Origin of the sequence: Bartonella sp. AA126HLJHH (genome assembly GCF_042197425.1) — a bacterium.
Lineage (GTDB): Bacteria > Pseudomonadota > Alphaproteobacteria > Rhizobiales > Rhizobiaceae > Bartonella.
The window spans coordinates 1-8,825 of sequence record NZ_JBHIRU010000031.1 but is presented as its reverse complement, the minus strand read 5'-3'; the positions used below and the strand labels follow the sequence as shown (position 1 = coordinate 8,825).

13 protein-coding genes are annotated in these 8,825 nt (G+C 40.5%); 9 read left to right on the top strand and 4 right to left on the bottom strand.

Annotated features, from left to right (window positions below):
• Positions 1-112 precede the first annotated feature (112 nt).
• Positions 113-1,195, bottom strand: a complete 1,083-nt coding sequence (locus ACFIQC_RS08790) for a hypothetical protein (protein WP_375707052.1) — start codon at positions 1,193-1,195, stop codon at positions 113-115.
• Between the two features lie 380 nt (positions 1,196-1,575).
• Here ACFIQC_RS08790 and ACFIQC_RS08785 point away from each other — a divergent pair, with 380 nt between their 5' ends.
• The 3 genes from ACFIQC_RS08785 to ACFIQC_RS08775 all read left to right on the top strand — a co-directional run bounded on the left by ACFIQC_RS08785 (position 1,576) and on the right by ACFIQC_RS08775 (position 3,427).
• The gene (locus ACFIQC_RS08785; protein ID WP_375707051.1) at positions 1,576-2,151 is read left to right on the top strand and encodes an antA/AntB antirepressor family protein; all 576 of its coding nucleotides are present in this window, start codon (positions 1,576-1,578) and stop codon (positions 2,149-2,151) included.
• Positions 2,152-2,399: 248 nt separating this feature from the next.
• Positions 2,400-3,152: an antA/AntB antirepressor family protein gene (locus tag ACFIQC_RS08780; protein WP_375707050.1), complete on the top strand. Its 753-nt coding sequence runs from the start codon at positions 2,400-2,402 to the stop codon at positions 3,150-3,152.
• Positions 3,149-3,427: a hypothetical protein gene (locus ACFIQC_RS08775; protein WP_375707049.1), complete on the top strand. Its 279-nt coding sequence runs from the start codon at positions 3,149-3,151 to the stop codon at positions 3,425-3,427. Before ACFIQC_RS08780 ends, ACFIQC_RS08775 begins: the two co-directional genes overlap by 4 nt.
• A 233-nt stretch (positions 3,428-3,660) precedes the next feature.
• On the opposite strand, the gene ACFIQC_RS08770 is transcribed toward ACFIQC_RS08775, so the two are convergent.
• The 3 genes from ACFIQC_RS08770 to ACFIQC_RS08760 are packed head-to-tail and all read right to left on the bottom strand — an operon-like array spanning position 3,661 to position 4,575.
• Positions 3,661-3,978: a type II toxin-antitoxin system HicB family antitoxin gene (locus ACFIQC_RS08770; RefSeq protein ID WP_375707048.1), complete on the bottom strand. Its 318-nt coding sequence runs from the start codon at positions 3,976-3,978 to the stop codon at positions 3,661-3,663.
• A gap of 38 nt (positions 3,979-4,016) precedes the next feature.
• The gene (locus ACFIQC_RS08765; RefSeq protein ID WP_012754724.1) at positions 4,017-4,289 is read right to left on the bottom strand and encodes a CopG family antitoxin; all 273 of its coding nucleotides are present in this window, start codon (positions 4,287-4,289) and stop codon (positions 4,017-4,019) included.
• Complete coding sequence (locus ACFIQC_RS08760; RefSeq protein ID WP_012754723.1) at positions 4,276-4,575, bottom strand: BrnT family toxin; 300 nt, start codon at positions 4,573-4,575, stop codon at positions 4,276-4,278. Before ACFIQC_RS08760 ends, ACFIQC_RS08765 begins: the two co-directional genes overlap by 14 nt.
• 76 nt (positions 4,576-4,651) lie before the next feature.
• Here ACFIQC_RS08760 and ACFIQC_RS08755 point away from each other — a divergent pair, with 76 nt between their 5' ends.
• The 6 genes from ACFIQC_RS08755 to ACFIQC_RS08730 form a co-directional block, all read left to right on the top strand.
• The gene (locus ACFIQC_RS08755; protein ID WP_375706463.1) at positions 4,652-5,194 is read left to right on the top strand and encodes a hypothetical protein; all 543 of its coding nucleotides are present in this window, start codon (positions 4,652-4,654) and stop codon (positions 5,192-5,194) included.
• Entirely contained in the window at positions 5,175-5,864 is a 690-nt protein-coding gene (locus tag ACFIQC_RS08750; protein ID WP_375707047.1) for a phage baseplate assembly protein V, read from the top strand. Before ACFIQC_RS08755 ends, ACFIQC_RS08750 begins: the two co-directional genes overlap by 20 nt.
• Positions 5,861-6,202 carry a GPW/gp25 family protein gene (locus ACFIQC_RS08745; RefSeq protein WP_375612353.1) on the top strand — a complete coding sequence of 114 codons (342 nt, stop codon included), beginning with the start codon at positions 5,861-5,863 and terminating at the stop codon, positions 6,200-6,202. Before ACFIQC_RS08750 ends, ACFIQC_RS08745 begins: the two co-directional genes overlap by 4 nt.
• The gene (locus ACFIQC_RS08740) at positions 6,199-7,026 is read left to right on the top strand and encodes a baseplate J/gp47 family protein (protein ID WP_375707046.1); all 828 of its coding nucleotides are present in this window, start codon (positions 6,199-6,201) and stop codon (positions 7,024-7,026) included. The genes ACFIQC_RS08745 and ACFIQC_RS08740 overlap by 4 nt, the downstream gene beginning before the upstream one ends.
• Entirely contained in the window at positions 7,026-8,132 is a 1,107-nt protein-coding gene (locus ACFIQC_RS08735; protein WP_375707045.1) for a phage tail protein, read from the top strand. Before ACFIQC_RS08740 ends, ACFIQC_RS08735 begins: the two co-directional genes overlap by 1 nt.
• Before the next feature lies 1 nt (position 8,133).
• Positions 8,134-8,825, top strand: a 692-nt coding sequence (locus tag ACFIQC_RS08730; protein ID WP_375707044.1) for a DUF4815 domain-containing protein, incomplete at its 3' end; no start/stop codon positions are given.

The following is an 8,825-nucleotide window of genomic DNA, read 5'->3' as shown; positions in this document are numbered from 1 at the left end:
TCTCAAGAGCACTTCGTGATCACAGATGTCCAAGCCTCTGAATCCGGTATGTATAAGCTTATCTTGCGGGAGATAAAACAATGAACGTATCTTTATCTTGTGTGTTTAAAAATCAATAAAACTGTCCCAGAACTCGAATTACTGCTGTAAACCTTGGACTTGAAAAGGCAGTGAATTGGTAATTCCGTGGTATGCCGGTACGGAGACTGATTTGGCATTCATGGTATGTTATAGCTACTGATGCAATTCGTGTCCAAGTAGTTCTTTCATTCTTTTCAGGACTTTCAAATACAATGGCTTGATCGGTTACCAAAAGACGTCCTCTAAGTGTGATCTTTTTATTAATATCAAAGAAAACGCGTTCTTGAACTCCCAACAATTTTTCATTGTGTGCTAAACGATATTCATATTCGCTTGCGTCAAGTTCTTGAAACATTTTACACGCTTCAGAAAAACTAGACACTTTAATATCCGGTAGCAACATTGCAACTTGTTCTTCAAAAAGTTTTACTTTTTTCTTTTCAGAGTAGTGAGCAATCACCAAAAGTAAAACAATAAGAATGGCTACTAATAACCATGGTGAAATACTTATTACTACCACAATGCCTCCAATCAATAGAGCACAAAGGAGAAAGATCCTGATCCATTTTTCCAGTTGTTCATTTTTAAGTGCTGCAGACGTTTTATTAACGACTGAGAAATCAGAAGAAGGATGTGCAGGAGGGAGCGACATTGAAGCCTGTTCTGGAACTTTCTCTTTAGAAAGTTTTTTGCGTTTATCTTGCCAATAAGCGAAAATGGAAAACGCAAAAAACGCAAAGAAAATTAACCAAAACCATCCCCAAAAGCCTAATCCATCATCTTTGTCTGGTTTGTTAACTTGAGTGGGGGTAATTTGCTTATCAGTATCCTCAGCTGGTACCTGAGTCACGCTTTCGTTTTGAGTAGCAACATCTATTGACGAAGTCGAGGAGGAGGTAACAATTTCATTATTGTGTGTAATTTGATTTGGTTTGTCTTTGTGTACAGAAGCGCCTACTATCGCAGAGCCGATAAATAATAAAGCTCCAATACCAAGAGTTTTCAGTCCGTTTTTCCGCCATTTCTTTATACATACTAAAACGAGTCCGACAATCATCATTGGCAATGATAACAAGCACACGATCATTGCAATTGTATCAAGGGTATCCAGCATTACCTCCCCCTCCGCTATAAATAAAAAAGTAAAGTGGAAATTTAAAGTGAATCGACAAATAAAGTAAAGACGTACTTATATAATTTAGAAAAATGTAATATTACTTATTGACATTGTGACAGGAGTATGAATAATCGAATCAGGTGCCTCAGAAACACCTTAAATACCAAGCGGGCGAGCTACCGAGATAGTTTATTTTCCGCACATTAAAGGCTTTGACTCATTGTATGTTACACGCATATAATGATATTGTCGGGTGTGGTTACGCTATACAATACCCTTGCGGGAAAAGCGTAACGACGGACTTGGTACCGTGTTTTTGAGCACCCGGCACTTTTTAAAGAGTGTCAATCAAAAACGTCTATTACCAAGGAGTTCTCATGAACACACTTATAGAAATATCAGAACAGGTCATTGATCAAGAGACTGTTCAAACTGTTAATGCGCGTGATTTGCACGCATTTTTAGGAATTACATCAAAGTTTGCAGACTGGATTAAAAATCGCATTAAAGAATGTAAGTTTCTGGAAAATATAAACTTTATAACGCTTTCTAAAAATTTAGAAAACGGTGGAAAGGTAAAAGAATACCACATTACATTAGACATGGCTAAACATCTTTCGATGATAGAGCGTAATGACAAAGGGCATGAGGCGCGTCAATACTTTATCAAATGCGAACGGCTTTTGAAACAAGTAGCAACCCCACAAGTTGACTACTCTAAACCCGAAGCATTACTTGGTGTTTTGAATCACTTACAAAGCCAAATCGAGCAGAAAGATCATGTTATCGCTGAATTAGCACCAAAAGCAAAAGCTTTGGAAGGTTTAAAGCGCTCTGATGGGTTGTTTGGTCTTATCGAAGCAGCAAAAATGCTTGAAGTACGACCAAAGGACTTAACAGATTACTTTTATAAAAACATTACATTGCCACTTGACATTGTGGCGACAATGTGAATAATCGAATCAGGTGCCTGAAAACACCTTAGAACCATAAGCGGATGGATTGCCGATACAATCTTTTTCCGTACATTGAAGGCTTTGACTCATTATATGCGTATGGCGTATACTGGTCTTGTCGGGTGTGGTTATGCCATAAAATACCCTTTCGGGGGAAAGCATAACGACGGACTTATGGCCGTGTTTTCAGCGCCCGATACCTTTCTAAGGTGTCAATGAAAACATTTCACCATAAGGAGTTCACAATGAACACTCTTATTCCGATATCGGAACAAACTGTTGGACAGGAAATTGTTCAAACAGTAAATGCACGTAATCTGCACGCATTCTTAGAGGCAAAACGAGACTTTTCCAATTGGATTAAAGACCGTATTATCAAATACAATTTAGAAGAGGGAATAGATTATATTTTAACGCTCGCCAAAACTGGCGAACGTCAAAATGTAGTGTTAAAAGAATATTATCTTACACTAAATGTAGCAAAAGAGCTTTCTATGCTTGAGAACAATAAGAAAGGTAGAGAGGCTCGTTTATACTTTATCAAATGTGAACGGCTTTTGAAGCAAGTAGCTGCTCCACAGATAGCTGCATCACAAGTTGACTACTCTAAACCGGAGGCATTGCTTGGTGTTTTGAATCACTTACAAAGTCAAATAGAGCAAAAAGATCATGTTATTGCAGAATTAGCACCAAAAGCAAAAGCTTTGGATGGCTTAAAACGCTCTGATGGGCTGTTCGGTCTTATTGAAGCAGCAAAGATGTTAGAGGTACGACCAAAGGATTTGACCGATTACTTGCGTAAACATGATTGGGTGTATCGGCGTGCTCCAGGGGCGCCTCTGTTACCTTATCAGGACAAGATCAAGAAAGGATTCATGGATTGCCCTGCTATTACCATTCAAAGACCGGATGGTACAGAAAAGGTGCTGCCTTCAACGAAAATCACATCTAGAGGATTGGCATGTTTGAGAGAACAAATCCATGGGGGTGTACAATGAAGATAGATACCAATTTCTTATGTGACTTATGGATGGCATTATCTCGATTTTCTAGACATGAAAATATGAGCGATAAAGATTGTACTGCTCTGGTTGACACTATGAGTGTAATAGAAAAAGCTTTGATTTTCAAACTTCAAGATGAGGTGCCAAATATACTTAAAATCTTAACAGTTCTAACAGATTTTGGCGATTCAGAGTTTCCTACAGTTATGTTACCTTTATTGCGAGCTTACGAATCAGATTTAGAGAGCCCCATTAAAAAGGTTGCTTAACTTAAAAACAAAACTCCCCTCCCTATCGTTAAAGGTGGGGAGGTAGTCAAGAGACTTCTTTAGGTAAGAACTCAAAATGAACGGATTTAAAATCAGTTAAGTCATAATCAGTAAGGTTGCAGTATCAACAAAGTTTTCTGCTTCTTCATCCGTCTTGAAAACGGATATTTGTTTAATTTAGAGGTTTTCATAAGAATTAATTTTCTTTTAGTACGTATAGATTTTTAAAAGATTCAAAGCTTAGAAGAAATGTATCTGTTTAAACTCACACCATTTTCAGCGGCTTGTATTGAAAGTTTTCTATGGAGTTCTGGTGGTATTCTTAATTGAAACTTGCCACTATATTTACCATGTGACAAAGGCAGAGGAACTTCTTCTCCATTATGTTGCATGTCCTCAACAACTTCTGAAACAAGGTCCATAATACCTTTTAAAGCTTTCTCTGCTTGAGCATCTAACCATGAAAGGGATGGGAATTCTGCACACAATCCAACATATTCCTCATCTTCTTGCGACCACAAAACACAATAGGTATAATGATTATTGTTCATGTTTCATCCTTTCTTATATCCTCTACAGAGGATATGGATCAATTACGATGGCTTTTTCGTAAATCTCGTTCGATGAGATGTCGAACATAGCGTGTGTAAGGGATAGCTTGATTTTTAGCTTTTTCCTTTAAAGCCTTCATAAGTGCTTGAGGTAAGCGAATATTCATAGAGGCTTCTTTAGGTAAGAATTCAAAATGAACAGGCTTAAAACCAGTTAAGTCATAATCAGTAAGATCTGCAGTATCAACAAAGTTTTCTGCTTCTTCATCCGTCTTAAAAACGGGCATTTGCTTTAATTTAGAGGTTTTCATAAAAATCAATCTCCTTTTGGTGCATATAACGAGCGCTAATAGGACGTACAAACAATTCGTTCTTTATTGTTCTTAAGGTAAAAACTAAAAAAATATATCGTTCATTATAGCTTCGTCCAATGGCTCTGAAACGCTCTTCTTTAATATTGGGGTCATGCTTTATGACGAGATTTCCAGGTTCAGTGAATAAATACTCAATTTCTTTTTTAGAAACTCCATGTTTGGCACATTTTGGCCAGTTACCATCATCCCAATTTATGCCATGAACTTTGATGTTTGCTACCATAACGAATGTATATCAAAATGTATCCACGAATACAATAAAAATGATTAAAAATCAATCTATTTGAACAGGAGCCCCCATGCATCCGAGAGAGACGATAAGAGAAACATTTGTTGCTTTGATAAAGGCAGCAAAGACGGCAGCTGGTGACAATGTTTTCAATATGCGTGATTTCAATTTATTTATTGAAGCAATGCCAGCTATTAATATCTCAACACAAAGTGAAACAATTGAAGATGGACATGATTTTGGCTTAAGGCGGCGTGTTTTAACGCTAGATGTTGAATGTTATGCGACATGTGAAGATGGCGCACGTTTTGTTGATCAATTAGCATGGGAAGTTGAGGAGGTTTTCTACGCTAATCCCAATCTCAACAACACAGTTGAAACATGCCGCCTGCAAAATATTGCTTTTGCCTTTGGTGATAATGGCGCTTTAGCACTCCACGGTGCAATTTTAACCTTTGAGGTGACTTACGTCACCAATATCCCCTGCCCTGATGAAGGAAAGGCAATCGCAAGAGTTGTTGAACCCCTTGTCGGTTTTAAACCCGAAACAGGTGTGGGAAACGAAGACAAATACCATAAAATTGAAGGTGGACATGTTAGAGCGACGCGATAAAGAAATCACAGATCTAAAGAGACGTGTGGCCAATATGGTTGTGGTGGGGAAGATTAGCCATGTCGACCATAAAAACGCACGCTATCGGGTAAAAAGTGGCAATCTTGTCAGTGACTGGATTCCAGATACCCAAGCCCGCGCCGGTAAAACACGTTCTTATGAAGGACGCGATGTTGGAGAGCAAGTAGTTGTTATCTCGTCATCAGGGGATTTATCACAAGGGGTGATTATTGGTTCACTTCATACAGATGCTAATCAAGCAGCCGATAAGGGCAGCATTCACCGAACGATATACCCTGATGGAACCAGCCTTGAATATGATGATGAACAAAACACTTATGGAATTCACATCAAATCCGGCGGAAAGTTTATTCTGACAATCGCTGATGGTGTGTCACTAAAAGGTGATGGTGGCAAGCTAGAGCTTACCGCACCGGAAGGCATAAAGATTGTTTCAGAAAGCGATATAAATTTAAACGCAAAAGGCAACATCTCTTTGAAGGCTGGTGATGGCATTTCACTGAATTCGAATGATAGTCTCTCTCTTCATTCTGGGAATAATGTTTCCATTCACTCAAGTGGATTAAGACATAACGGCACCAATGTAGGAGCAACACATGTTCATGGCGGTGTTTATTCTGGTGGCGCGATGACTGGAGGTCCCAATTGAACAGTGGAATGGACCGTACAACAGGAAAGCCATTAACCGGAATTGATCATTTGCGCCAATCAATCCTTGACATTTTGTTAACGCGGATTGGTTCGCGTGTAATGCGGCGTGATTATGGTTCACGTGTTGCTGAACTCATTGATGCTCCAGTGAATAATGCTTTTGCTGTTGCTCTTTATGCTGCTGTTGCTGAGGCTTTAGACAAATGGGAACCGCGTTTTAAATTGAAAAAAATTGATTTTAAAAGGGGTGAGAATGGACACGTTTCTTTATCCTTTGAAGGCATTTATTTGCCATCCGGCAAGCCCATTACCATGGAAGGATTATTGATAAAATGAATGGAGTGCTTGCAAAACCAGACATCATCACAGAACTTTCTTTTGAAGAAATACGCGCTGCTGCTCTTGTCCATTTAAAAGAGCTTTTGCCTGAATATACCATTCTTGAAAGTGATCCGGCCGTAAAAGTCATAGAGGCTTTTAGCTATCGAGAGTTGCTTTTAAGACAGCGTATTAATGAGGCAGCACGCAATAATATTCTTGATTTTGCAATCGGTGAATCTCTTGATGCTTTGGGAAACTGGCATGGTATTGCCCGCATGGAAGAGGAAAGTGACGAGAGATATCGTGAACGCATACAGCTTCATGCCCGTGGAGGAAACGGAAGTGGAACAGAACCCTATTACAAGCTTATAGCCTTAACAGCCGATAGCCGTGTGAAGGATGCGATTATTTATCGTAAAGGCAAAAACCCAACCATCTATGTTGCTCTTTTTGGTAATAATGAAGAAGGAACAGCCTCTGAAGATCTCATACAAACAGTCTCAGAAGCTCTTCACAGAAAAAATATCATCATGACCAATGATACAATCATTGTTCACGCTGCTGTCAAAAAAGTGCTGGATTTAGAAGCAGATGTTTGGCTGTTACCAGAAACATCTTTGAAAATTCTTACAACAATGGAAATAAATTTAAGAGCAGCATGGAGACAAGAACAAGCCATTGGTCGTGAATTAAGCCTCTCGTGGTGGATTTCAAAACTAATGATTTCTGGTGTCCAAAAAGTCATTGCCATTACCCCAACACAAGACAGTATGGTTTGTGATGAAGAAATTTTATCGATTGGAAAAATCACCTTAAACTTCAAAGGACGTGCCCGCTAATGGTTGGTTCCCTCCTTCCCACAAACGCGACAGAATTTGAAAAGCGCCTTGCCGATGCTTGCGATTTTCATCAAGATATTGATGGTTCTGTTTTGGGGATTTCACGCGCAAAACTGATCACACGCCCTCCCCGTTTCTTGCCGTGGTTGATTGAAGAATACGGGCTTGGTGAACTGACACCTTATGTTCCAAATCTCTATGATTTGATTGATCAAGGGCTTCAATGGCAGAGGATACGTGGCTCCCTTGCGGCAATAGAGATGGGGCTTGAATGGCTAGAGATTACAGCACGCTTTCAACCCGCCTGGACGGGGCGCGCATGGTGGAACTCCTTTCAACTTGATTTTGATCAGTTGCCTGAACGAACACAGCTTGAAGCCATTGAAGCGATTACAGATCTCTCCAAAAGTTTGCGCTCCGATTTTCGTCGTGGTGTTGCGGGGTATGATGTGCAAGCTGTTGAATGCAATATGTCACGCCTTGATGACAGCATGTTGGAGTATGAAAGCGGTGTTCGCTTAACAGCTGGGGGCACTTTGTTTTCCTTTGGGCGCACAACAGAAATCAATCACACGCTCACAAGAGAAGAAGGCAGGCTTATTGGTAATTGGATAGATGACTTTGACGAGGAGTTAAGCTGGAACCAAATTGATTATCCTTGGGATTTGGCAAATTTTCCGTGGTGTTCGGTCAAAAAACATGAACGCGATATGCTTATGGCAGAATGGTTTCATGGTCGCACGCTTTATCTCGTGTTAAAAGACAGCCAAAATAGCGTGATTGGGTATCGCAGATGCTATGCTGTAGCGCCTGTCGAACAGGCTTTGGATGGTGTGTACAGCCATTGTGGAAACAAATTTAACCCTTCCCCAACCGGCACTCTGTTGTTTCTTGCAGCCCGCACAGATTTTCACGATGTTGAGGACAAACAAGCAGCATTTGTTTCTATTCTCGTTCACGGCATTCCCAAACAAGATATCCCCCTTGGAAAGCTTTGGTGTGACGTCAATGAACTGAATGGTGGTGTCGAGATACTCAAAACGCCTGTCACTATTCCTTTGCGTGCCGATGTTCGCGAACAATTCAAGATTTTATTGAGGTTTTAATATGAAGCATGAAAGTGGTTTACCCTTTGCAATTGACAGATCTCGCGGCAAAGAGGAACAACAAAGCGTGGTGTTTTATGGCACGCGTCCCTTTATTCAAAGTGGTGAACTCAATGAGGTTCAAACCATCATCAGGGGGCGTCATGACCGCTTGGGGCGCCTTGTTGCAAAAGAAGGAGACCGCGTTGAACGGGCTGATGCTTTTGTCAACAAAGAGACAAAGACCGTCACTTTAACGGATGGCAAGATTTATATCGCAGGCGATATTTTCCCCGTTGCACCAGCTGTACTCAACAATGTTGCCATGATTGGGCGCTTGGAAATTGGTGTGAAGCTGCAAAAAAAATGGATAACTCATGAAGATGATCCAGAGCTCTTGGGGCAAGTCCCTGGTACCTTAGCAGAAGGAGAGCCCGGAGCGGCACGCGAAACAGCACAGCTTGTTTGGGCACTGAAAGAGGATGCGCAGAATGGCACTTTCTTTCCGGTTTATATTTTACAAGATGGTGTTCTGATTGATCAAAAATCGCCCTCACTGCTTGAGCCCGCCATGCAAGCTATTGCGACGTACGACCGCGCCCATGGGCATTATATCGTGAGTGGCTGCCGTGTGAGCGCATTGGGAGCCAATAACGGTTGCCAAGTGTTTAGTATTCAAGAAGGAGAAGCCAATATCAATGGCTTTAAACGCAA

What these genes read in the sequence shown, in the direction of transcription:
- ACFIQC_RS08780 (WP_375707050.1), top strand. Translation starts at nt 2,400, where the DNA reads ATGAACACTCTTATTCCGATATCGGAACAAACTGTTGGACAGGAAATT.
- ACFIQC_RS08740 (WP_375707046.1), top strand. Translation starts at nt 6,199, where the DNA reads ATGAATGGAGTGCTTGCAAAACCAGACATCATCACAGAACTTTCTTTT.
- ACFIQC_RS08750 (WP_375707047.1), top strand. Translation starts at nt 5,175, where the DNA reads ATGTTAGAGCGACGCGATAAAGAAATCACAGATCTAAAGAGACGTGTG.
- ACFIQC_RS08775 (WP_375707049.1), top strand. Translation starts at nt 3,149, where the DNA reads ATGAAGATAGATACCAATTTCTTATGTGACTTATGGATGGCATTATCT.
- ACFIQC_RS08785 (WP_375707051.1), top strand. Translation starts at nt 1,576, where the DNA reads ATGAACACACTTATAGAAATATCAGAACAGGTCATTGATCAAGAGACT.
- ACFIQC_RS08765 (WP_012754724.1), bottom strand. Translation starts at nt 4,289, where the DNA reads ATGAAAACCTCTAAATTAAAGCAAATGCCCGTTTTTAAGACGGATGAA.
- ACFIQC_RS08770 (WP_375707048.1), bottom strand. Translation starts at nt 3,978, where the DNA reads ATGAACAATAATCATTATACCTATTGTGTTTTGTGGTCGCAAGAAGAT.
- ACFIQC_RS08760 (WP_012754723.1), bottom strand. Translation starts at nt 4,575, where the DNA reads ATGGTAGCAAACATCAAAGTTCATGGCATAAATTGGGATGATGGTAAC.
- ACFIQC_RS08790 (WP_375707052.1), bottom strand. Translation starts at nt 1,195, where the DNA reads ATGCTGGATACCCTTGATACAATTGCAATGATCGTGTGCTTGTTATCA.
- ACFIQC_RS08755 (WP_375706463.1), top strand. Translation starts at nt 4,652, where the DNA reads ATGCATCCGAGAGAGACGATAAGAGAAACATTTGTTGCTTTGATAAAG.
- ACFIQC_RS08735 (WP_375707045.1), top strand. Translation starts at nt 7,026, where the DNA reads ATGGTTGGTTCCCTCCTTCCCACAAACGCGACAGAATTTGAAAAGCGC.